This window comes from Nitrosomonas mobilis, assembly GCF_900103035.1.
GTDB lineage: Bacteria > Pseudomonadota > Gammaproteobacteria > Burkholderiales > Nitrosomonadaceae > Nitrosomonas > Nitrosomonas mobilis.
This window is the reverse complement of sequence record NZ_FMWO01000032.1, coordinates 67,731-88,108: the sequence shown is the minus strand read 5'-3', so window position 1 is coordinate 88,108 and position 20,378 is coordinate 67,731. Positions and strand designations below refer to the sequence as shown.

Sequence of the window (20,378 nt, the reverse complement as noted above, 5' to 3'; positions counted from 1 at the left end):
TAAGACTAATTACCCGGAAGAACTTACCCGCATGTATCTTACAGATGCAAAAATCAAGGCAGCCAAGCCCAGAGACAAAGCCTACAAGTTATCTGACGGTGACGGCCTTACACTACTAATTCAGCCGAACGGTTCCAAGTGGTGGCGCTATCGATACCGATATAACGGCAAGGAAAAGATGCTGTCCGTTGGCACATACCCAGACGTTACCCTCAAATCAGCCCGACTGCTACGGGTAGTTTTCCGCGACCTGCTCAAGCAAGGAATCGATCCATCACAGCACCGGAAACAGCAAAAGTATGTCGCAATGGCAGCGGCTGAGAACAGCTTTGAATCGGTTGCTCGTCAGTGGTGGGAGCACTGGAGACATGCCAGGACAGAACGACATGCCGCCTATACGCTGCGAAGGCTTGAAGCTGATGTTTTCCCTACGATCGGTGACAAGCAGATTAGCAGCATTACGGCCATGGATCTATTGGCGACAATCAAAAAAATTGAATCACGTGGCGCTACCGATATTGCGAAGCGTGCGCTAAGCACTTGCGGACAAATATTCCGTTATGCGGTTGGTCACGGATTAGCAGAGCGTAACCCTGCAGCAGATATCAAGCCAGCCGACGTGCTGAAGCCATCCCAAAAAACAAATTACGCCCGCCTTGATCACAAGGATTTGCCGGAGCTTTTGCGGCGTATCGATCAATACGACGGACACCCGCTAACCAGGTTCGCGCTGAAATTGATAGCCTTAACGTTTGTCAGGACTGCCGAATTAATCGGCGCACGGTGGGAAGAAATCGATATTGAATCCCGGCAATGGCGGATACCAGCTGAGCGGATGAAAATGCGCGCTCCGCATATTGTTCCGCTGGCAGATCAGGCTATAGAGGTGTTGCAGGACATTCGCAAGCTAAGGGCTGATGACATATTGCTGTTCCCCAGTGAGCGGCGTAACGGGAAGACAATGAGCAATAACACATTGCTGTATGCCCTTTATCGCATGGGCTACCACAGCAGAATGACAGGTCATGGTTTCCGTGGGATCGCTTCAACCATCCTGCATGAACAAGGTTATGCCCATGAGCATATTGAATTGCAGCTCGCACATTCTCCACGCGATGAAGTTTCAGCTTCATACAATCACGCCCTGCACCTTGAACCACGCGCCAGGATGATGAATGACTGGGCGAGTTATTTGGACAGGGTGAAAAATGGCAGATAACCATAACCATGACGCAGCGGCCATATTCCGTACACAAGCCGAGCACGAGCAGCGCGTTGCCGACATGCTGGAAGATGCGCGCATACGCTTTGAAGCTGGTGATGCGTGGAGCCTTGCCCGTGCTATAGCGATCTGTGGGCAATATAAAGTTGTGATGCCTAAGTGGGTATCATCGGCCTATATGAACAAGTTCGAGGCTGTTCATTATGGTCAGGAGCGGGTTTTAACCTTGGGCAGCCCGTACCGTAAGGATGCAAAAATTACCGCAGTAGCCAGGCAAATGAATGAAGGCTGGGAGGTTTACAGAGCCGTGACAGAGTATTTGCAAACGCATCCGCTGGAGGGGTTAGCAGGTGCTTATATTGAAGTGTCCAGGGCACTGAATGCCAAGGGTGCAAAGATCGGTAAAGGGGCTGTCGCCAAGTATTACAAAGACGCGCTACAGGCTATCGAAGAGCAGAGAGAAAATATTTTAAAAAAACTTTAAAGCAAGGAACCTAGACAGGCAGCAGCTTTGCCGGGAACTTTGAAAGTACCCGGGAACAAGGAATAAATATCTCTGTTTTAATTGCCCTCGTTACATACAAACAGCGAGGATAAAACAGAATGAACAACCATCAGGAAACATTGCCGCTTATAGGCAAAAGCAGATTTTCCGCAATCAAAAAATTCCTTCCAGTCAGCAAGGAGACATTCCGAAAAATGGGCATGGCAGGCAAAGCTCCGAAACCCGAACGCCTAGGCATACGCTGCACTTTTTACGATAACGCGGAAATCCATAAATGGCTGAAAGATCCCGCTAACTATCGCGCTGGGGAGTAATTGATATGACCAACAGAGGAAATACTGAAGGCAAAAAAATACCAGCCGGGCAAGCTGGTATTAATCTGGAGCAATCTAATTTTAGAGGAAATACTGTTAACGCAATTATACAGGCTTTCCAAGATTCCATGAGGCAATCAGGCATCGCTTTAGATAGCGAAATCATTGCGGATGGTCTGCTGCATCGGGCGCACATCGTCGGGCAAAAAAGCGGATCGGTTAATTGTGCATACGTGCTGCATTTGGATAATAGACCAGCGGGCTATTGGCAAGATATGAGCAATCCAGGCAGCAAGCAGACATGGCGCTATCAGGGCGAGATCAGCGGACAAACCAAGGTCAAACCCAGCATGCTGCGCATGCATCGCCAAAAGAAAATAGATGACCTAGCACAGCAGCAACATGATGCAGCGCTCAAGGCTCAACGGACTTGGGAAGCAGCCAAGTCAGCACCGGCAACCCACCCGTACCTTGTGAAGAAAGATATCAAGCCGCACGGTCTGCGCGTCCTTAACGGTGATCTTGTCGTGCCATTAATCAATGCTGATCTTAGGCTGTCCAGCCTGCAATTTATCAGGCCCGATGGTCAAAAAAGATTCCTTGCTGGCGGGAAGAAGCAGGGCAATTTCTACGCTATTGAAGACGGCAGTAAATCCACGGTCAGCCCGCTTGTCATTGCGGAAGGATTTGCGACTGCTGCCAGCGTCCATGAATACACAGGCTATACAGTTCTGGTGGCCTTTGATTCCGGGAATCTGATACATGTTGCCAGGGCTATTCAGTGGGCGGCTGTCGGTCGGAAAATAATCATCGCTGGCGATAACGACGAGAGCGGCGTAGGCCAGGCTGCTGCCCGTGCGGCTGCTGAAGCGGTTGGCGCTCAGGTGATCATCCCAAGGTTACCGGGCGATTGGTGCGACTGGAAGGAAAGCATACGGGGGGCGCTATGATTATTTCAATGGCGGACTTCAAGCGCTTTATGACCGAGGAAGGCTTCAAGCCCGCGGAAGATACAAGCACAGAGGAAGATTTTGACGCACTGCCGGAATCGGGGAAGGTTATCACTTTGCTGGTAAAACATTCAGCCGATGCGGGAAGCGTGGATGAAGCTGTCACGGCTGATGCTGCGACCTATGACAGGCATGAGGAGGAAGCATTCTGGAATGCTCAACTACAACAGCCGAGCACCCCGGCTATCGCTGATGATGCCGCCAATGATCGACAGGAAGCCGAGGGCGCGCTCTTCACGGTGGCAGGTGAGCCAGCGCCAAAAGGGAAGGAAATATTCAGACTTACAGCATTCAACATTACAAGGGACGCTACAGCGATGAGGGAAAAAATGCTCGACGATGTTTTTATCATGGATGGAATCGCATTACGCGGACAGCTGACTGCGCTATACGCTGCACCGAATACCGGAAAAACTTTGCTCACTATTCGTATGCTGGCGGATAGCGTGACCGCCGGGCGCATACGTGGAGAGAACGTGTATTACATCAACGCCGACGATAACGACCGGGGGCTGGTAGATAAGGCGGATATCTTCGCAAAGTATGGCATGAACCTGATAGCACCTGAGCACAGAGATTTTAAGGTACGGGATTTTGTGGGCATGTTGCGATTGATGGTGGAACAGGATACCGCCAGAGGGGAAATCATTGTGCTGGATACACTGAAAAAGTTTACCAGCCTGATGGATAAGAAAATCTCAAGCGCGTTCATGTCCGTAGCACGAACCTTTGCCAGTCACGGTGGCAGTATGATTCTGCTGGCACACACCAATAAACGCCGCGATGTTGACGGTAGCCTGATACACGGGGGCACGTCTGACGTTGTTGACGATTCCGATTGTGTTTACATCATAGACGGCGGCAAGCCCGCACTAGGTGATACCACGCGGACAGTCATATTCGAAAATACCAAGTCACGCGGGAATGTCGAGCGCGAAGTCTGTTTCAGCTACTCGATAGGGGAGCACTGCGGTTACGGTCAACTGGTCGAGTCTGTTAAGCGTCTATCACAGGGCGACTTGGTGACAGCTAAGGCCAAAGCTGAAGCCGCCGAACTACTTGAAAAAGATAGTTACTTAATCGGGATCATTCAGGAAGTGATCCCACAGGGCGCTAGAGAAAAAACCAATCTCATCAAAGCCGCGTCCGCTGCTGGTGGCGGGAGCGTGCATAAAATCCGGGCTGTACTTGACCGGTATACAGGTAAATTCTGGGGGGCGACGATCGGCGCAAGGAATTCTCATTCATATCATTTAATTGGTGAGCAGGCGACCGAGGAAGCATACAAACACCAGACTAACGGGAACTGATATTCGGCGGTTTTTACACTTTACCCCCCCCTATCTGAAAAACTGAATAAACTGAATAACTGGATTTTTGGGGGGGCGGGTTCATGTGAAAAACTGGATATCTGGCTGCGGTATGGCTGGCATACCCATTTTAACCAATTGATTGTTATTAGTTATTCAGTTTATCTAGTTATTCAGTTTATCTAGTTATTCAGTTTATCTAGTTATTCAGTTATTCAGTTTATATACAGGGAGGGTGGCATGCAGTCAGTTATTCAGTTTTACAGTGAAAAACTGGAAGCCAAAAAAATCGTCGTATCCATGATCGAGATTTCCGCCCTGATGATTGCTTACCCCACATGGTCGGCAAATAACATTCACAATCTTCACACATTCACATGACTGCTTCAAGTAGTTGAATTAAAAGGATATTAACTCTTGGATGGTGTGAACTTGGGTGAAGATGGCTGCGGCAGGCGTGAAGATTGGGCAGAGTTGGAAATTGAGCATTAGGAATTCCGGGTTGCGACCATTGGCGGCGTGTGTGAAGATTGGATTCAGCCCGGAATTTGCAGATAACATACTGAATATTAATTGTATTTTTCACATTGTGGCCGGGTTACATAGGTATAGGCCGTGATGTTGTGTGAAGATTGGAATATAGAATTTTCGCCTAAGTCATTGATTTATATATGGGCGTGAATATTGTGAAGATTGTGAATGTTGTGCGCGACCGGCGGGGGTAAGGGCACAGAGAAATACGGTTCGGCGTGGATCGGGGCAAGGGTGGCTGCTGTGGTTAAACCCTTTTCCGTTTATTTGGAGGCGGCGAAGCCGGGGGTTGGTCTTGGACTTTGCTTTTGATGCTCGCGTTACAACAATTTGAAAGACTACTTATAAGGATGGAATCATGCTTTATCTCACAGCAAAACAACACAAGATTTTCGAGGCTTGCTATATGGAACTTTCACCACGCGAGCCATGGAAACTCATAGAGCTGTTCAATCGACGCGGTGAAGCCCACAGGATCGCCCGTGACGGCCTGTCGAGCGTATTCAATACCATGTTCAAGGCCACAGGGAAAAAGCCGCGCAGGCTCGATGTTGCAGCGCATGAAGCCGGGCATGCGATAGTGATGTCGGCTATAGGCTATCCGGTCAAATCAGCTTTGATCGGCGGATCATCTGGCAGGGTATCTACTGGTGAGAGCAACATTGATGATGAAGACGACGACGGCGCTATTGAGCCGGTTAACGCGATGGTGCCAATTCCATTGGCGGTTATGGAGATCCTCACCAATTGTTCCGGATATGTTGGGGAAAGCTTTTTACGTGATCGCAGGATAAACAGCGACTATCACGAGAGATTTTTGTCTTATGCTCAATGTCGCTTTCTGGACGATCAAGCAGGCAGCCAGCCAATGACACACTGGAACCTACATATGAACTCAGCCCGTGAAATCATCCGCAAGAATGACCGCTTATTCTGGGCAGTTGCGGTGGATCTTCTGGAAAATGGTGCGCTGTCAGATCCGGCCAAGCACCGATTAAATACGCAGATCATCAAACCGCCAGTGAGTTTATTTTTCGAGCGCATCGATATCAGCAAATCAGATGCATGGCGATATCCGGCTGAAGCTGTTGCGGCGTGATTGTGGCTTGCCGGGTATGGGGGAAATGGTTTTGTTGGGCAGTAGTGAAGCAGTGACGTATTATTTTAAGTAGTCTTTTTTAACGTGAGAGGAAATAGGAATGACAACAGTAAAACTTGATACAGTGCAGTTGAAAAGAATTGAGGATAACCGGGAGCGCATTGTCACGGCAAGGATGTTGCAGAGTAAGCACGATGACGCGAACGACAAACTAAGGAATTTGCTCGATAAGGCAAATAATGCCGCTGATGCCGCGAGCAAAGGCTTGACGGAAAATCTTCTCAACAAGATCAGCGACGCTGAGTTGGAAAAATTAAGAATTGCTGCGAAGAAGGCGGAAGCCGATTTTGAGTATGCCAAAGACATCAAAGAAAAGCTGTGGTATTTGGTGAGGCAGCACGAAGAGAGCGATATTCATGCTGATACCAAACACGCGCGGGAACTTCTATTACGACAGATGTTTGATGCTTGGCTCATTGAGTTTAAAAAGGATAATGCTTTGCGGGAAAGACTGGCTGCTGGCTTCGAGCTGTACGGAAATGTTTTCTCACGATTCGGCCACGTGGGTTGGCAGCGTTTCCTCGCTGAAATATTCGGCGCTGAGCATAACGAACAAATTGCTGAACCGGCTAGAGCTGCATTGATCGCCAAGCATAAGTTCTTGCAGGATTAGGTAGGGCTGACGGGGTGGCTGGTCTTTCGGCTGCCCTGTCGATATCGTTGGAAGGCATGGGCTGATGATCCGGTGGTGGTGTTCATCCTCAAGGCTGCATACCCAGGATGATGGAGTGACAGATTACTAACGACACAACAAAATCAACAACACAAGCAAACCAGTGCGCTGACGCGCCCTATCGCCATAAAAGGAATAGATGGGGCAGGCAAGCACCGTGCTGCTGGTCGGGCTGTGGTGGAGTATGGCGCTGTCCTGCTTGCTGTGCTCGGTGGGCTGGACCTGCTGCCGATAATTATTACGGGTCCTTCCAAAGGGGGGGTGGGGCGTGGGGAAATGCTGCCCGCGGTAAAAGCCTAGAAATCCAAAATCCTGATTTGAAGCCAGACAAGGCACCACGATTCACGCAGGCGAGCGATTGAGCCGTGGTTGATAGGCAGGTAGCCTGAAGGATTGCAGCGCGCTACACGGGCACTATGCCAGCTCATGGTCTGAGCGATTGCCTTGGCCGACCTGCTGAATTTCCACCGGCAGCATTTATCGACTACTCGCTGCTGAGACATGCACAGGATCGGAGCGCATTCATACCTTAGCAAGAACCGTGCCAACATTTCGGATATTCTGAGGTCAATATAAAATATATTTTTTCTGCAAATCATTTCTAATTATTTGCAACAGATAGCCAGTTATTTACAGAATTCCAGACAATTCCAGCCAGCAACTAGCAAACACACGCCGCCAGACCACACACAAGCCGCCCAGACGCATCAGAATCAATTTCTGAAGGCTTTCCCCACCTTGGGCATATACCGGGAAGGGAAGGCAACCGATCGTCGATCCTGAGCGTTCCTGAGGGCTGGTTATTTCACGACGCGCAGATCAGATCCGTTTTCACATGCCATTCCCAAGCGACAGAATCAATAATGCCTTGAGCATCTATATCCGTTGAGTAAAAGAAATCATCCACAAGCCGGAAATTAAATTTCACGTAAGGCTCTTTGGCAATTTCAAATCCTTTGCCGTCGTATTGAACAAAATCGAATTCCATCAGCAGCTCTTCGCCGTGACAGTCCGCTGACAGTGTTACGGTTCCACGATCCCATGATGTCATGGTGCCATCTGCGTTTTCATCGATGCCACTGTCGGCGATTTCGGAAGACTTGAACCCGAAGGCTATAGCGTCGAACTGTGCCCGGTTGAGTGTGTAAAGTATTTTCATGGCTAGTAGACCAAGCAAGCAGTATTGATACCAGCACTAGCATAAAGGTCTTTAGCGAGCCGACTATGCTCGAAGAATCCCATCACTTCAGAAACTGACCTGCAAACTTCCGCTTCTCTACTGTCGGGTTCGCTCTCCCATTGGGTTAAGCATGAGCGCTGGCAGATATATTGGCCGCCTATCGTTCGATAGAGCCGTAACTCTTGCCATCTTCCGTAGGTGATGCAGCTGCGAGCCGATGCTAAAAGCTCGCCCTTGAAAGCCAGTGGCCTTTTGTTGTCACGTTCGACCGTGAACTGTCGGTTTATCCACCGTGCTGAGTCTGATTCAATGCCTGATTCATTGCCTGCATGACGGCCATCTATTGCGCTATTATTCCTGATTGTTTCCATTGTTGAATCCTCATAAGAAAACCCGGTAGCCGGGTACATAAATAAATGTGGGTAAGTTCACGGGTAACTTTTAATCCTCGAAACCCTAGATCATTTATTCATGCGGCGTTGGCAAGGGAATATGAACGACGCCTTCTCCGCCAAGCCTGCCAGCCCGAGCCGATCGGCTCTACTATTTATCCGTCGCGCGGTCGTTCATTTTGCGTCCGCCGCTTTCTCAGCCAATGCAGCAACCCAGTTACATAAAGAGCAAGCAAAACCAGCCTGGTTAAACAAACCAGAATACGGCCCGACAAGCCTAAGGTCTCTCCGTTGCGCATAGGATAAACATTAAATTGAGGGATATATCGCCCGCAGTAAGACCACTCGGGCTCTCCACCTTGAGAATTTTTCCGCTACACTAACGCAGTTGCCGCAATAAGAACGTCGCGTTCGGTGCGTGGGTCGGGCACATGAAGTTTCGTACAACGCTGTGCGACGATAGTATCGATTGCCAATACCCGACCGGCAAAAGTCGGCAGCACGTGGTCATCCAACCAAGCTTAGAGTATCGCCCCCTGAGCTGAGTCTCGGCACTCCACTCAACAGCAGTACGCCGGTTTCCAACTCCAGTACGCTGATCGCCGGTAGAAACATGAGATTACCCGGAAAACCGGCTGCCCAGGCCGTGACATTAGGATCGGCTTTTCCGGATTCTGCCTTGCGCAATTCTGAAACGACGTTGATATTTGGCGTGATTTGAAAGCTCGACTGGAGACCTTAACGATGGGATACACTGGACGTTGAAGTGACGACAGAAACTCTAACACGACAGCCCGTTCGGTCACCAACCGACCATGAAAGCGGGACATTGTGACCAATAAAACTATCAGCAACCATCAAAGACGAAGCCAGTTAAACATGTTTGGGTTCGTTGCCTTATCCGACCTACGCAAACAACGCGGCGATTCAGGATTGCGGGTGTAGCAGTGTCAGCATTACCCATCTTTGAGTCACCGTTCGGGCAATACAAGGATGACGGCTAGATGTTTAAAGCTGAGAATTTGTTATATTTTTGTAATAAATCCATACTTCGGTAAGCTGATATGATGAGAATCAAATGGTTGTTCTTTTTGACACTTGGGAGCCTACTCATGTTGACAGGCAGTTTTGCACTAGCTGATCCCTGTCGGACTGATCCAGCCTGTCATAAGGTAGACCATGCTGTTTTTGATCATCCGCATCATTTCGTGTTCGTAGGTACTGCGCCGGGAGACGAGCTACCGTTTTACCCGTTGCTGAAAGATCATTGCTCTGAAGAAGATAATTACTGTGCGCTGATCTTTGCAACTCATGGGGAAACCAAGTGTGAATCGGAGGCGGCGATGGAGTGTGCACAGCTACGCGCTGCGGAACTGCGCGAGTCTGCAGCATACATCAATGCTGATGCGTGGTTGCACCCGCTTCCGTCCGGTGACACGCTTCATCCTTCGGCACCTGCACAAATCAAGCGTGTTTATGATGATCTGGCCAGATCAGCTGGTTTCGAAGGTGTTACTGGTTATCTCAAACGTGCTTTCAGAAATTTACAGCCGCTTGCACTACGCCCCCTCATGGTGATCAGCCCCTATCCTTATCCAGAAACAATACCGTTTGACCCGATCTTGCTGGCATTGGATGAATTCATCAACCGTGCAGTAGAAGATTTACAGGCGGAAGGTATGAATATTCTTCATATTTACGTTGATTCCCAAATAAAACGGGCAGAAGAAGCTTTCGTTAGCAGGCAGGACGATTGGTTCCTGGAATGCAGGCCAGGTCCGCAAAATTTACTTAAAACCCATACACAGTTAACACAATTTGATGTATTTCGGCACGGCGCTGACGACATATACCGTTCACAGATATATCGTTTTGGGGAATTCAGCAACAGCCCACAAAGGTATGAATTCTGCTATGACCTGACAAGGCGTTATTTCGATACTCAACGTAGCGAAAAATTATTGGGTTTTCAGCTGACAAGTCCAGAGCAGCTGGATGAAGTCAGTATTTTTTCGAATGCCTTTTCCTTCTCCTCCGGAAATATCGAGGAAATCACACATTATCTGAATCGTAATGCCAATCGTTTGATCCCGGTCGTAGTTATTAACCAATTTATTTTCGATATTGCGCGGCATTCCGTTACCCAGCAGGATGCCTATCCTTTGATCGAAGCCATCAGATCATCCAGTCATCGAGGCCCCATTCTGTTTCTGCTGGACGAACCGTTCTGGCATATTCGCTTGGGGTGCCTGAACGGAGTCGAATCTGCTTGTAATGAAATTGCGCAAAACTATGCTAGCACACTGACAACACTTAGAAAGATTAGTCGTGATCTAAGAAAAGCTTTTCCACAAGCTGGTATGGCGCATATTGAAGCGTACATGGAATTACTGTTACAGAAATCAGATAATCCGTCAGCCAACATTATTATGTTTGACGAAGCAGAATACCTGGGTTATGACTGCTATGGCGCGTTCAGTAATTGTGGAGTGACGGATGCTTCAGCTACTCTAACTAATATTGAAGGTGGCAATATTTCTGCAAATTTCAGTGGAAAAAACTTCATCGGCTCCCTCTCTCTCTTCGCAATCGATGATCCCCAGATCAAGTCGATGCTGATCGATACTGGACTACCCGATCCACTGCCCAATTATAAGCATCTGGGTATAATCTGTGGCCAATTGCAGGTGAATTGCACTGGGATCAATCTCGCCAATAGTGCCACCAGCCGATCACAATCTGACTATATCCAGTGGGTGCTGGACACACTATTGGCAATGGAACAGCACAACCCAATAGGTCGCAAGATGATACTGGTACCCGGACTAATGCAGGATTTCAATTTTTTTCCTGACGAAACCAAAGCAATTGATCAGATGAATGCTTTTCTGGAAGTACTGGATTCCTCCTCCCTCTTTGGTGCCATGGGAGGCTTCATCTGGGGTGATCTGCAGGAAGGTATTTTTCCTTATATTGGCGCCCGCTCGCTCGCAAGCACCAGGTTACTAACGGCGCAAGCTTTTCGGGCGAGATTATCAGTAAATTCCACAGCTCCATTGCCTCCATCCATGAGTCTGGTTGGTGGCACGGGTCAACGAGGAAATTTTAGACAGCTAAAACTATCGGGAGCACGGCAGGGCGATGTGTATCTGCAGAACGCCGGAATGGATGTCTGTTCCGTTCAGATTGGTGATACTCCTGAGCAAATGATGTCACTCAATCAGCTCAACCATATTCACATTCCTAATCTGGAACCTCCATTGCATGTCAAGGCGAATTGTTTTTCCCGGGATCAGCGTTTCGAGGAAGCGGTTGATTTTATAGATTAGATTGATCCGGTGAGATCGGGAATGACCAGGCAAACGTTGCTCATTTCCGCCACGGCAACGAACAGGTTTGCCAGTGCCGTCGTGGTCACGACGCCAAGATCGGCATTGCCCACAGGAACGGCAACAGCATAGGCCAGATTGCGCCAGTAAACCCAGTGCGATCATGCTGTGCGTCTTGCCACCACCCATTGCCTGCGACAGCTGGGATACAGAAGAACCAGTGCTTGAGTTGCTCAGGTGATGGAATGTCCGTTCGACCAATATGAGCATGCTGTGTTAGTGAAGAAATTTTCCTCGAAAAACGCAACACCATCGACTTGGTCTTTGAGAAAGGTATCAAGATTCAGAACGGTGGCACGGCGATCGGTAGCAAAGACAGACTGGCGAGGCTTGCAAAACGAATGGATGCTCATGGTGAGTTCGAAGTTGGCAAAGTTGATGGTTTTTGCTGAGGTTGTACGCTGTTTTTCCACGTGGTTTAAACCTGTAACGGGTTTCGCTGGCTGTGGGTTTAGGCTTTATGCAGCTAACTCGCGCTGCTGTCTGAATGACAACAACAGAAACTGGGAAAGAAAATGTAGCAGGTATAATGACTGGCGGAGAGGGTGGGATTCGAACCCACGTGCCGGGAAAACCCGACCATCTGATTTCGAGTCAGCGCCGTTATGGCCACTTCGGTACCTCTCCCTGGCTGCAAATAAACAACGAAAGCACGGGCATTTTACCAGTTTTCAGCTGGATTGAATCATCGGACGAAACTGCGAACGAACTTGGAGCTTGCTAATGAGGATTGTGGCATTAAAAATCCCTGAAGTTTATCTGATTGAACCGAGTGTATTTGGTGATGAGCGTGGTTTCTTTTTTGAAAGTTATAACCAGCGCGAATTTACGGCTGGAATCAAGCGGTCTGTGAATTTTGTACAGGCCAATCATTCACGTTCAATCAAGAACGTATTGCGTGGATTGCATTACCAGATCAAACAGCCGCAGGGCAAGCTGGTACGGGTGGTGGCAGGAAAAGTGTTTGACGTAGCAGTGGATCTGCGCCGCCATTCACCCACCTTCGGGCAATGGGTGGGGGATATTCTGAGTGCAGATAACAAAAAGCAACTTTGGGTTCCGGAAGGATTTGCCCATGGTTTTGTGGTGCTTTCGGAGTTTGCGGAATTTTTATACCAGACCACTGACTACTGGGCGCCTGAACATGAGCGCTGCATCCTGTGGAATGATCCGACGCTGGCGATAAATTGGCCTGTTGAATCTGAACCGGTACTTTCCATGAAAGATATGCAGGGCAAGTTATTTGAGGAAGCGGATGTGTATGAAGATGCAGTCTGAGTTGCTGCAAGCGAACAGGTAATGGCCAAAGCCAAGGTATGTTATACCTGTAATGACTGTGGGGGTCAGACATCCAAATGGCAGGGACAGTGCCCACATTGTCAGGCATGGAATACGCTGATAGAGGAGGTGGCTAATCGAAATATATCCCGATTTGTCATAGATGCGGCAGCAGGGAAAATACTTAATCTGGGTAAAGTAGAAACTGAAGATACACCCCGTTTTTCCACTGGCATGGCCGAGTTTGATCGTGTGCTAGGCGGTGGGCTGGTACGAGGAGGTGTGGTGTTGCTGGGTGGTGATCCCGGTATTGGTAAATCCACATTATTGTTGCAAGCCTTGTCACGCATGTCGATGCATCAGTCAGTGTTATATGTCAGCGGTGAGGAATCCGCTCAGCAGGTTGCGCTGCGTGCGCGGCGTCTGGTGCTGGATGTGGCTGCCGTCAATTTGCTGGCTGAAATCCAGCTTGAAGTCATTCTTACCACGTTGACCCGGCATCCAGCAAAGATTGCGGTGATCGATTCGATTCAGACGATCTATACCGACAGCTTGCAGGCCGCACCCGGTTCGGTATCACAAGTGCGGGAGTGCGCTGCTGGTTTGACCCGCTTTGCTAAGGCCAATGGTATGTGCATCATCCTGGTTGGTCATGTCACCAAAGAGGGCGCACTGGCGGGACCGCGTGTGCTGGAACATATGGTGGATACCGTCCTCTACTTCGAAGGGGATACACATTCCACTTTTCGTATGATCCGCGCTTTCAAGAATCGTTTTGGTGCCGTCAATGAGCTGGGTGTGTTTGCCATGACGGAAAAAGGCTTGCGCGAGGTTGGCAATCCTTCTGCGCTTTTCCTGTCTCATCACAGTAGCGCGGTGCCGGGTATTTGCGTGATGGTGACACAGGAAGGTACCCGCCCGTTATTGGTAGAAATCCAGGCATTGGTGGACGAAGCGCATGCGCCCAATCCCCGGCGTTTAAGTGTCGGTCTGGAACAAAATCGGCTTGCCATGTTACTGGCCGTATTGCATCGTCATACCGGTATGGCTTGTTTTGATCAGGATATTTTTATCAATGCAGTAGGTGGGGTGAAAATCAGTGAGCCGGGTGCGGACCTTGCCGTATTGCTGGCAATTGTTTCCTCTCTAAAAAATCGGGCATTACCGGATAAACTGGTAGTGTTTGGTGAAATAGGACTAGCCGGAGAAGTGCGACCAGTGCAACGCGGGCAGGATCGACTCAAGGAAGCGGCCAAATTAGGATTTACTCGTGCGATTATTCCAAAAGCAAACCAGTCCAAATTGGCAATTGAAGGAATTGAGATTATCGCGGTGGAGCGAATTGAAGAAGCAGTTAATCATGCGCTCGGCCTTTCATAATCTTCCGTATTATTTTTGACCAGCGTTGTTAACGATTAAAGGGCCTCTCTAAAAATTCAGCGTTCCAAACAAGATTAGGCGTGAATAAAAAATGTTGACGCAGCATAAATTGATATGTAAGGAAATATTTTTTATAAGTAACGCAGTATTGTGACGAGACGGGGTAAGCAGGCAATCCCCGTAGGGAATGCTCGCAAATGTGGATTTTTAGAGGTGCCCTAAATAAGGGAGCAGGTGATGGAGTGGTGGAATCACCCCGCTGTACAAAGCGCTCTTGCGCCATTTCTGGTGGCGCTGATGGTTGCGTTTCTGCTTGATCGTATTCGTTTGTCCGGGTTGGCGATATTGGCCGGGTTTTGTACCGTCGTTTATCTGGTGGCAGATTTTAATTTTGAATCGTTGACAGTCACCAGGAAAATCATCCTGACCGGAATCGTTACCGGAGCAATTGCACCGGTCCTTGCTAGTTTTCCCTCACCTTGGCGTATGGTACGTTATTTGCTGGGGGCTGGCGCCGCGGTAGCAGCACTCTGGATATTCTGGCCGATTCTGATACAGAAGCAGCTTATGGAAAGCCTGATGCTGGGGACAGGGCTGGTTCTATTTGTTACGTGGCAAGTAGTGGTAACGGATGGTCTGTATTCACAGCCGATACGCGCAGGTGCTGCCGGAATGGGAATGGGGATAGGCGTGGGGTTCTCTGCACTTTTAGGAGCTTCCGCATCACTTAGCCAGTTAGGATTGGCTATTGGCGCGGCAAGTGGTGCTTATTTGTGTTTGCAGTTTATTCAAAACAAGCCTTTGTCATGTGGACGAACATTTACCCTGCCAGTTTCGTTACTACCAGCTTTACTGGCCAGTGCGGCATTGGTGTTGGCAAAGCTGCCCTGGTATTGCCTGCCAGCACTGGCGCTGATTCCGTTGGCAGCATACTTGCCAATTATGCGAACCAGATCATGCCGGATACAAATTATTGTATTTTCGCTAATGACCATGCTGGTTGCAGTAGCTGCGACAAGTCTGGCATGGTATGCTGAAGGAGTTGTCCTATGGTAGGGGGCGAAGTGTTATGAGATTTTGATATATTTAAAAGGTGAAAATACCATGATATCTCGATTGATCGTTTATCTATTTGTACTGCCGATGACGTTGCTGAGTTTAAAAACGTTTGCAGCAGTGGAAAATTATGATATTGATCCTGCCCATACGCACCCAAATTTTGCGGTCAGTCATCTGGGGTTTTCCACGATGTATGGACGATTTGACAAAACCAGTGGAAAATTTGCAATCGACCGGGCAAGTCGACAAGGCGCTGTTGAAATTACGATTGAAACTACATCCATCAACACCGGACAGGAAAAACGCGATGATCACCTACGCTCTCCTGATTTCTTCAATACGGTTGAATTCCCTGTGGCAACATATAAGTCAGATAACGTGAAATTTGAAGGTGATGCACCGAAAAGCATTGAAGGGAAGCTAACATTGCTGGGTGTCACCAAACCAGTGACTCTGACCATTACCGCGTTTAAATGCGGCCAGAATCCGATGAACAATAAAGCAATGTGCGGGATAGATGCGGTTGGCAGCCTGAAGCGTTCAGACTTTGGCATGAAATATGCTCTACCCGGTGTAGGTGATGATATTCGATTGATGATTAGTGCCGAAGGATACAAGAAGTAAAGAAATGTATTTAGATACACTTGTTTGTCTGTATTTTTCATAGATAGCAGCTCGCGTGCCGTGCTTCGAAATACGCAATACCGTTATTTGCGCGTACCAACGCTCAGTGATGACAAGGACAAACCACGTGAGTATCACCAAATTGCTTATACCGATTGGGGAGACCAAGATAATCCCCACATTGTTTTATGTGCGCATGGATTAACCCGTAACTGCCGTGATTTTGATTTTCTGGCAGCCGCACTGGAACATGATTTCAGGGTAATCAGTGTGGATATGGTCGGTCGTGGCCGAAGCGACTGGCTGTCGGATGCCATGGGTTACAGCAGTCCTCTGGTTTATCTGTCTGATTTTGAGAACTTGCTCAGACATGTCTGTGTGCGACATGGCCGTGCTGCCAAACTCTATTGGGTAGGTGTTTCCATGGGGGGGCTACTTGGCTTGTTACTGGCATCACGTGCACATTTGCCCATCCCTGTCCAGGCGCTGGTGATCAGCGATATCGGCCCTTACATACCCGCTACAATATTAAAAGCGTTTGCTGATTATGTTGGAAAATCACCGCAATTCAAAAACCTGAATGAGCTGGAAAGTTATCTGCGGCTTTTATCTGCCGCATCTGGTGAAATGACAGATGCACAGTGGCGCCATATAGCGAAATATAGCGCGCGGGAAAATGCTGATGGTACTGTTGGTTTACGCTATGACCCAGCAATTTCGATTTCTTTTCGACCAGATGTCGTAAAGAACATCGATCTGTGGACACACTGGGATCGTCTTGATATCTCGGTTCTGGTGCTAAGAGGAAAAGAATCGGACATATTGCCAGCGCAACTGGCCGCTAGGATGAAAGAGAGACATGCTGATACAGAAATTATTGAGCTGGAGCGTGTGGGCCATGCACCCTTGTTGATTGATTTCCAGCAAATTCAGATTGTCAGGAATTTTTTACTACAATGCAAATCCCATAGTAGGTAAGAGCGTTATTCTACATATTGCCATATTCTAATCTGGATTTAGATTAGAAGATAAAACAGTCTGCTATTGCAAAAATGGGAAGCTTAAGTTAAGTGGATTTATGACGTTTACAAAAACTGGTATCACATATTGAATATGAATCTCATAACCCTTTATTAAGCGAAGATAATATGAAACTTTTTAAAAATATCCCAAATCCACGAGAAATTCGTATAAAGCTTGGATTGAATCAACAGGAATTTTGGAGCAAGGTCGGTGTTACACAAAGCGGTGGATCCCGTTATGAGAGCGGACGTGAAATGCCCAGGGCGGTTAGAGAATTAGTTAGGCTGGTGCATATTGACGGTATTGATCTGACTAAAGTGAAACGTGATGATCTAACTGTTGCCGCTATGCTTAAAGCGCAATATCCTGATCTCTATAAAAGCCTGAAGAAATCAGCCAAGCAATTAGACCAATAAGTCACCGTATCATTATCAGACACTAACTTGCACCGTAACGCCTAGCTCACTGATGCTGTTTGCAAATTGCCCCATCCAGTCTCTGCTGGCGCTGGATAAACTGTCTGCTTCGGCTTGTAATGAAGGGCGTGCCAGGCTGTATAGCAGCACGCCTTTTATGTCGATACCTTCTTGCAGCATGGTGCGCACAAAATGCAAATAGGCCTGTATTTCATTGTCATCAGGTGCGAGCCCGTTCCAGTTAAAAACACAAGTCTGTAACCAGGTTGGGCAAAGTGATGCACTCAATTGCAGGTTTTGGCGCATTTGTTGCAGGCTGGAGCGGGTACGGTTGATCCTTAAGCGACCAATTTTGGTTACGCTATCTACCTTGAACCAAACCTCGCCATTGAGTTGAGCCATTTGGCGTAGTCCTGTCTGAACTGCAGCACGATGAATCAGGCTGCCATTGGTGATCAGTCTAAGTTTGAGTGTAGCAGGTAGCGGGAAACGCCGAATTACTTCACCAATCAAGTTGATAATCTCGGCAAATTCGCTAGCACTGGTGGGCTCGCCGTTTCCAGACAAGGCAATGTCATGAATGATTCTGGCTGTCGGTGGTACATGCTGCTGCATAAAATCTCCAAACAATAACTGTTCAAGGAAACCGCATAACTCTCTTTCCAGTTTGCTCAGATTAATTGCTGGTGCAGTGCCACGTTTAAGGTCAGGTACCTGACAATATACGCAGCGCCAGTTACAGGCGTTGTTCGGGTTTAGATTGATGCCGATCGACAGTCCACCGGCGCGGCGCGAGATGACGGGATAAACGTAGGTAAGCCCGGCACTATCGCGGTTGTGATTATCAGTACCTAAGATTTTGCTATCAGTTGGCAATGGTATAATCTGGTTTTCGTTTGTTGACTGTGAGTATAAAGATACTTCTTAAGAGTACTTCTAAAAACCGATTCCCGCAATTATTATCCAGATAACCACCAGAATCTGATCTTGTACTCGACCCCCATTATCTTACATGTTGATAACCCGCAAGTTTGAATTTGATGCCGGACACAGAATTTCGACGCACGCCAGTCAATGTAGGAATCTACATGGACATCGCTACGTGCTGGAAGTTACCCTGTCTGGTAAGATTGTCAATGACGAAGGCGTACCGGAGCAGGGCATGGTCATGGATTTTTCAGAAGTTAAATCCATTGTTCATACGGCACTCGTCGATCAATGGGACCATGCTTTCCTGGTTTATATCCAGGATAAGCCAGTAATAGATTTTTTATTGTCAATTCCCGATCATAAAACGGTTGTGCTTGATCTGCAGCCAACAGCCGAGAATCTTGCGCTGATTGCGTTCGACATACTGGATAATGCCTTTCGAGAGCACTATAAAGAACAATTGCAGCTTGATCACGTGCGATTGTTTGAAACGCCCAACTGTTGGGCAGATGTTGCCCGCACCGATACAGGATCATAAATATCACTTACCATGTTTGTAGACTCACACTGCCATCTTGATTTTCCCGATCTAGCTGATCATCTTGACGAACTGTTGCAGAACATGCGGACCAGTCAGGTATCACATGCATTGTGTGTCGGTGTTGATCTTGAGCACTTTCCCCGCGTGCTGGCCCTGGCACAGGCATATCCACATCTTTTTGCGTCCGTTGGTGTGCATCCTGACTACGAACTGCCCACAGAGCCTGATGTTGCCTGTCTGACCAAACTGGCGGATCACCCCAAGGTTATTGCCATTGGTGAGACCGGGCTGGATTATTTTCGGTTGAAAGGTAACTTGGAATGGCAGCGTGAGCGTTTTCGAAAACATATTCGTGCCGCCAGTCAGTGTGGTAAGCCCTTGATCATCCATACGCGCGCTGCAGCCGAGGATACGTTACGTATTATGGCAGAAGAAAATGCCCAGTCTGTCGGTGGAGTAATGCATTGCTTTACGGAAAATTGGGAAGTCGCCAAACGTGCGCTGGATATGAATTTTTACATTTCCTTTTCTGGAATTGTTACTTTCAAGAATGCGAGCCTTGTCAGGGAAGTGGCGATGAAAGTACCTGCTGATCGGATGCTGATTGAAACTGATTCTCCCTACCTTGCTCCTGTGCCACATCGTGGCAAAACCAATCAACCAGCTTATGTATGTCATGTTGCTGAAGAAATTGCGCGTTTACGGAATATGGCTCTATCCGAAGTCGCTAAAGTAACAACCAGCAATTTTTTTAATCTATTCAAGATCAAGGGGGTCGGTGATAATGCGACGGCAAGATTTTCTTAACATAAGTTCAGGCGTGGTACTGGTGTGCATGCTGGTTTTGAGTATGCAGACTCAGGCGGGTGTGGATGAAGATTTGATCCGTGCGGTAGAGGATAATAATGCACATCGGGTAGAAAATTTACTCGCCAAAGGGGCGAATCCAGATGCGCGCAATTCACGCAGCTATACCGCGCTGATGCTGGCAGCCCGTCATAAAATAACTAGGCTGGATGAGCTGTTGCTGGCGGCAGGTGCTGATGTCAATCTGCGCAACAAATATGGAGAAACTGCCATAATGCTAGCGAGCTATCATGGTCAGGTGGATATGGTTAAGCGGCTCCACAAGCAAGATGTGGACTTCGATCATGCAGGCTGGAATCCACTGATTTATGCTGCAACCAATGGTTATCACGAGATTGTTACATTCTTACTGGATTCCGGTGCGAACATTAATGCAGCTACCGACAATGGTACGACAGCCTTGATGATGGCAGTACGCGGTAATCATTATGAAACTGCCAAACTTTTGCTCGCACGAGGTGCAAATCTACAGGCTAGTAATGAAGCAGGGGAAACCGCGCTTGATTGGGCAGATAAAAAGGGGCGCAGTAATATAGTGCAACTATTGCTGGAAAATAACCGTATGGACTGATTCC

General features: G+C 48.1%; 24 protein-coding genes and 1 tRNA gene. 18 read left to right on the top strand and 7 right to left on the bottom strand.

What is annotated here, in order from left to right; genetic code table 11:
- Positions 1 to 31: 31 nt before the first annotated feature.
- The 8 genes from NSMM_RS03220 to NSMM_RS03190 all read left to right on the top strand — a co-directional run bounded on the left by NSMM_RS03220 (position 32) and on the right by NSMM_RS03190 (position 6,664).
- Positions 32 to 1,219 (top strand): tyrosine-type recombinase/integrase, encoded by a 1,188-nt coding sequence (locus NSMM_RS03220; RefSeq protein WP_090284547.1) that lies wholly within the window; start codon positions 32 to 34, stop codon positions 1,217 to 1,219.
- Positions 1,209 to 1,706 (top strand): hypothetical protein, encoded by a 498-nt coding sequence (locus NSMM_RS03215; protein WP_090284545.1) that lies wholly within the window; start codon positions 1,209 to 1,211, stop codon positions 1,704 to 1,706. The genes NSMM_RS03220 and NSMM_RS03215 overlap by 11 nt, the downstream gene beginning before the upstream one ends.
- 119 nt (positions 1,707 to 1,825) lie before the next feature.
- Positions 1,826 to 2,041, top strand: a complete 216-nt coding sequence (locus NSMM_RS03210) for a helix-turn-helix transcriptional regulator (RefSeq protein ID WP_090284543.1) — start codon at positions 1,826 to 1,828, stop codon at positions 2,039 to 2,041.
- Between the two features lie 5 nt (positions 2,042 to 2,046).
- A complete protein-coding gene (locus tag NSMM_RS03205; protein WP_090284541.1) occupies positions 2,047 to 2,991 on the top strand; it encodes a toprim domain-containing protein in 945 nt (314 codons plus the stop codon).
- 8 nt (positions 2,992 to 2,999) lie between these two features.
- Positions 3,000 to 4,361 carry an AAA family ATPase gene (locus NSMM_RS03200; protein ID WP_176753839.1) on the top strand — a complete coding sequence of 454 codons (1,362 nt, stop codon included), beginning with the start codon at positions 3,000 to 3,002 and terminating at the stop codon, positions 4,359 to 4,361.
- A 240-nt stretch (positions 4,362 to 4,601) separates the two neighbouring features.
- Positions 4,602 to 4,742 carry a hypothetical protein gene (locus NSMM_RS15515; RefSeq protein ID WP_176753838.1) on the top strand — a complete coding sequence of 47 codons (141 nt, stop codon included), beginning with the start codon at positions 4,602 to 4,604 and terminating at the stop codon, positions 4,740 to 4,742.
- A gap of 508 nt (positions 4,743 to 5,250) precedes the next feature.
- Positions 5,251 to 5,991: a hypothetical protein gene (locus NSMM_RS03195; RefSeq protein ID WP_090284537.1), complete on the top strand. Its 741-nt coding sequence runs from the start codon at positions 5,251 to 5,253 to the stop codon at positions 5,989 to 5,991.
- Positions 5,992 to 6,091: 100 nt separating this feature from the next.
- Positions 6,092 to 6,664, top strand: coding sequence for a hypothetical protein (locus NSMM_RS03190; RefSeq protein WP_090284535.1), 573 nt, complete (start codon positions 6,092 to 6,094; stop codon positions 6,662 to 6,664).
- A gap of 865 nt (positions 6,665 to 7,529) precedes the next feature.
- On the opposite strand, the gene NSMM_RS03185 is transcribed toward NSMM_RS03190, so the two are convergent.
- The 4 genes from NSMM_RS03185 to NSMM_RS03175 all read right to left on the bottom strand — a co-directional run bounded on the left by NSMM_RS03185 (position 7,530) and on the right by NSMM_RS03175 (position 8,983).
- A complete protein-coding gene (locus tag NSMM_RS03185) occupies positions 7,530 to 7,883 on the bottom strand; it encodes a hypothetical protein (RefSeq protein WP_090284533.1) in 354 nt (117 codons plus the stop codon).
- Positions 7,884 to 7,885: 2 nt separating this feature from the next.
- On the bottom strand, positions 7,886 to 8,275 hold the full coding sequence (locus tag NSMM_RS15960) for a hypothetical protein (protein WP_090284531.1): 390 nt from the start codon (positions 8,273 to 8,275) through the stop codon (positions 7,886 to 7,888).
- A gap of 395 nt (positions 8,276 to 8,670) precedes the next feature.
- Positions 8,671 to 8,799 (bottom strand): PIN domain-containing protein, encoded by a 129-nt coding sequence (locus NSMM_RS16730; protein WP_143001840.1) that lies wholly within the window; start codon positions 8,797 to 8,799, stop codon positions 8,671 to 8,673.
- Positions 8,800 to 8,803: 4 nt separating this feature from the next.
- Positions 8,804 to 8,983 (bottom strand): PIN domain-containing protein, encoded by a 180-nt coding sequence (locus NSMM_RS03175; protein WP_090284529.1) that lies wholly within the window; start codon positions 8,981 to 8,983, stop codon positions 8,804 to 8,806.
- 425 nt (positions 8,984 to 9,408) lie between these two features.
- Between NSMM_RS03175 and NSMM_RS03170 the strand changes: the two genes are divergently transcribed.
- Positions 9,409 to 11,625 carry a hypothetical protein gene (locus NSMM_RS03170; protein ID WP_090284528.1) on the top strand — a complete coding sequence of 739 codons (2,217 nt, stop codon included), beginning with the start codon at positions 9,409 to 9,411 and terminating at the stop codon, positions 11,623 to 11,625.
- Positions 11,626 to 11,858: 233 nt separating this feature from the next.
- Here the strand turns inward: NSMM_RS03170 and NSMM_RS03165 are convergent, their stop codons facing one another.
- A complete protein-coding gene (locus NSMM_RS03165; protein ID WP_090284526.1) occupies positions 11,859 to 12,098 on the bottom strand; it encodes a hypothetical protein in 240 nt (79 codons plus the stop codon).
- 121 nt (positions 12,099 to 12,219) lie between these two features.
- Positions 12,220 to 12,312 (bottom strand) — tRNA-Ser (locus NSMM_RS03160).
- A 96-nt stretch (positions 12,313 to 12,408) separates the two neighbouring features.
- On the opposite strand from NSMM_RS03160, the gene rfbC reads away from it, so the two are divergent.
- The 6 genes from rfbC to NSMM_RS03130 all read left to right on the top strand — a co-directional run bounded on the left by rfbC (position 12,409) and on the right by NSMM_RS03130 (position 17,465).
- The gene (gene rfbC, locus NSMM_RS03155) at positions 12,409 to 12,963 is read left to right on the top strand and encodes a dTDP-4-dehydrorhamnose 3,5-epimerase (protein ID WP_090284523.1); all 555 of its coding nucleotides are present in this window, start codon (positions 12,409 to 12,411) and stop codon (positions 12,961 to 12,963) included.
- 21 nt (positions 12,964 to 12,984) lie between these two features.
- A complete protein-coding gene (gene radA, locus NSMM_RS03150) occupies positions 12,985 to 14,343 on the top strand; it encodes a DNA repair protein RadA (RefSeq protein WP_090284521.1) in 1,359 nt (452 codons plus the stop codon).
- 237 nt (positions 14,344 to 14,580) lie between these two features.
- On the top strand, positions 14,581 to 15,399 hold the full coding sequence (locus tag NSMM_RS03145) for a hypothetical protein (protein ID WP_090284518.1): 819 nt from the start codon (positions 14,581 to 14,583) through the stop codon (positions 15,397 to 15,399).
- 48 nt (positions 15,400 to 15,447) lie between these two features.
- Positions 15,448 to 16,026: a YceI family protein gene (locus tag NSMM_RS03140; RefSeq protein ID WP_245654659.1), complete on the top strand. Its 579-nt coding sequence runs from the start codon at positions 15,448 to 15,450 to the stop codon at positions 16,024 to 16,026.
- A 60-nt stretch (positions 16,027 to 16,086) separates the two neighbouring features.
- Complete coding sequence (locus NSMM_RS03135; RefSeq protein ID WP_245654658.1) at positions 16,087 to 17,004, top strand: alpha/beta fold hydrolase; 918 nt, start codon at positions 16,087 to 16,089, stop codon at positions 17,002 to 17,004.
- A 170-nt stretch (positions 17,005 to 17,174) separates the two neighbouring features.
- A complete protein-coding gene (locus NSMM_RS03130; RefSeq protein WP_090284516.1) occupies positions 17,175 to 17,465 on the top strand; it encodes a helix-turn-helix domain-containing protein in 291 nt (96 codons plus the stop codon).
- A gap of 15 nt (positions 17,466 to 17,480) precedes the next feature.
- Here NSMM_RS03130 and NSMM_RS03125 read toward each other — a convergent pair whose 3' ends face one another.
- Positions 17,481 to 18,341 carry a radical SAM protein gene (locus tag NSMM_RS03125; RefSeq protein ID WP_090284514.1) on the bottom strand — a complete coding sequence of 287 codons (861 nt, stop codon included), beginning with the start codon at positions 18,339 to 18,341 and terminating at the stop codon, positions 17,481 to 17,483.
- A gap of 136 nt (positions 18,342 to 18,477) precedes the next feature.
- On the opposite strand from NSMM_RS03125, the gene queD reads away from it, so the two are divergent.
- From queD to NSMM_RS03110, 3 genes are read left to right on the top strand one after another with little or no spacing between them, the layout of a single operon-like run.
- Complete coding sequence (gene queD, locus NSMM_RS03120) at positions 18,478 to 18,933, top strand: 6-carboxytetrahydropterin synthase QueD (protein WP_090284512.1); 456 nt, start codon at positions 18,478 to 18,480, stop codon at positions 18,931 to 18,933.
- Positions 18,934 to 18,945: 12 nt separating this feature from the next.
- Complete coding sequence (locus tag NSMM_RS03115; RefSeq protein WP_090284510.1) at positions 18,946 to 19,743, top strand: TatD family hydrolase; 798 nt, start codon at positions 18,946 to 18,948, stop codon at positions 19,741 to 19,743.
- Complete coding sequence (locus tag NSMM_RS03110) at positions 19,721 to 20,374, top strand: ankyrin repeat domain-containing protein (protein ID WP_090284508.1); 654 nt, start codon at positions 19,721 to 19,723, stop codon at positions 20,372 to 20,374. The genes NSMM_RS03115 and NSMM_RS03110 overlap by 23 nt, the downstream gene beginning before the upstream one ends.
- Positions 20,375 to 20,378 lie beyond the last annotated feature (4 nt).

Excerpts from the sequence above, each read along its gene's own strand:
- NSMM_RS15515 (WP_176753838.1), top strand. The coding sequence starts at position 4,602 with ATGCAGTCAGTTATTCAGTTTTACAGTGAAAAACTGGAAGCCAAAAAA.
- rfbC (WP_090284523.1), top strand. The coding sequence starts at position 12,409 with ATGAGGATTGTGGCATTAAAAATCCCTGAAGTTTATCTGATTGAACCG.
- NSMM_RS03210 (WP_090284543.1), top strand. The coding sequence starts at position 1,826 with ATGAACAACCATCAGGAAACATTGCCGCTTATAGGCAAAAGCAGATTT.
- NSMM_RS03170 (WP_090284528.1), top strand. The coding sequence starts at position 9,409 with ATGTTGACAGGCAGTTTTGCACTAGCTGATCCCTGTCGGACTGATCCA.
- NSMM_RS03115 (WP_090284510.1), top strand. The coding sequence starts at position 18,946 with ATGTTTGTAGACTCACACTGCCATCTTGATTTTCCCGATCTAGCTGAT.
- NSMM_RS03220 (WP_090284547.1), top strand. The coding sequence starts at position 32 with ATGTATCTTACAGATGCAAAAATCAAGGCAGCCAAGCCCAGAGACAAA.
- NSMM_RS03110 (WP_090284508.1), top strand. The coding sequence starts at position 19,721 with ATGCGACGGCAAGATTTTCTTAACATAAGTTCAGGCGTGGTACTGGTG.
- queD (WP_090284512.1), top strand. The coding sequence starts at position 18,478 with ATGTTGATAACCCGCAAGTTTGAATTTGATGCCGGACACAGAATTTCG.
- NSMM_RS03205 (WP_090284541.1), top strand. The coding sequence starts at position 2,047 with ATGACCAACAGAGGAAATACTGAAGGCAAAAAAATACCAGCCGGGCAA.
- NSMM_RS15960 (WP_090284531.1), bottom strand. The coding sequence starts at position 8,275 with ATGGAAACAATCAGGAATAATAGCGCAATAGATGGCCGTCATGCAGGC.
- NSMM_RS03215 (WP_090284545.1), top strand. The coding sequence starts at position 1,209 with ATGGCAGATAACCATAACCATGACGCAGCGGCCATATTCCGTACACAA.
- NSMM_RS03195 (WP_090284537.1), top strand. The coding sequence starts at position 5,251 with ATGCTTTATCTCACAGCAAAACAACACAAGATTTTCGAGGCTTGCTAT.
- radA (WP_090284521.1), top strand. The coding sequence starts at position 12,985 with ATGGCCAAAGCCAAGGTATGTTATACCTGTAATGACTGTGGGGGTCAG.
- NSMM_RS03145 (WP_090284518.1), top strand. The coding sequence starts at position 14,581 with ATGGAGTGGTGGAATCACCCCGCTGTACAAAGCGCTCTTGCGCCATTT.
- NSMM_RS03140 (WP_245654659.1), top strand. The coding sequence starts at position 15,448 with ATGATATCTCGATTGATCGTTTATCTATTTGTACTGCCGATGACGTTG.
- NSMM_RS03190 (WP_090284535.1), top strand. The coding sequence starts at position 6,092 with ATGACAACAGTAAAACTTGATACAGTGCAGTTGAAAAGAATTGAGGAT.
- NSMM_RS03130 (WP_090284516.1), top strand. The coding sequence starts at position 17,175 with ATGAAACTTTTTAAAAATATCCCAAATCCACGAGAAATTCGTATAAAG.
- NSMM_RS03185 (WP_090284533.1), bottom strand. The coding sequence starts at position 7,883 with ATGAAAATACTTTACACACTCAACCGGGCACAGTTCGACGCTATAGCC.
- NSMM_RS03200 (WP_176753839.1), top strand. The coding sequence starts at position 3,000 with ATGGCGGACTTCAAGCGCTTTATGACCGAGGAAGGCTTCAAGCCCGCG.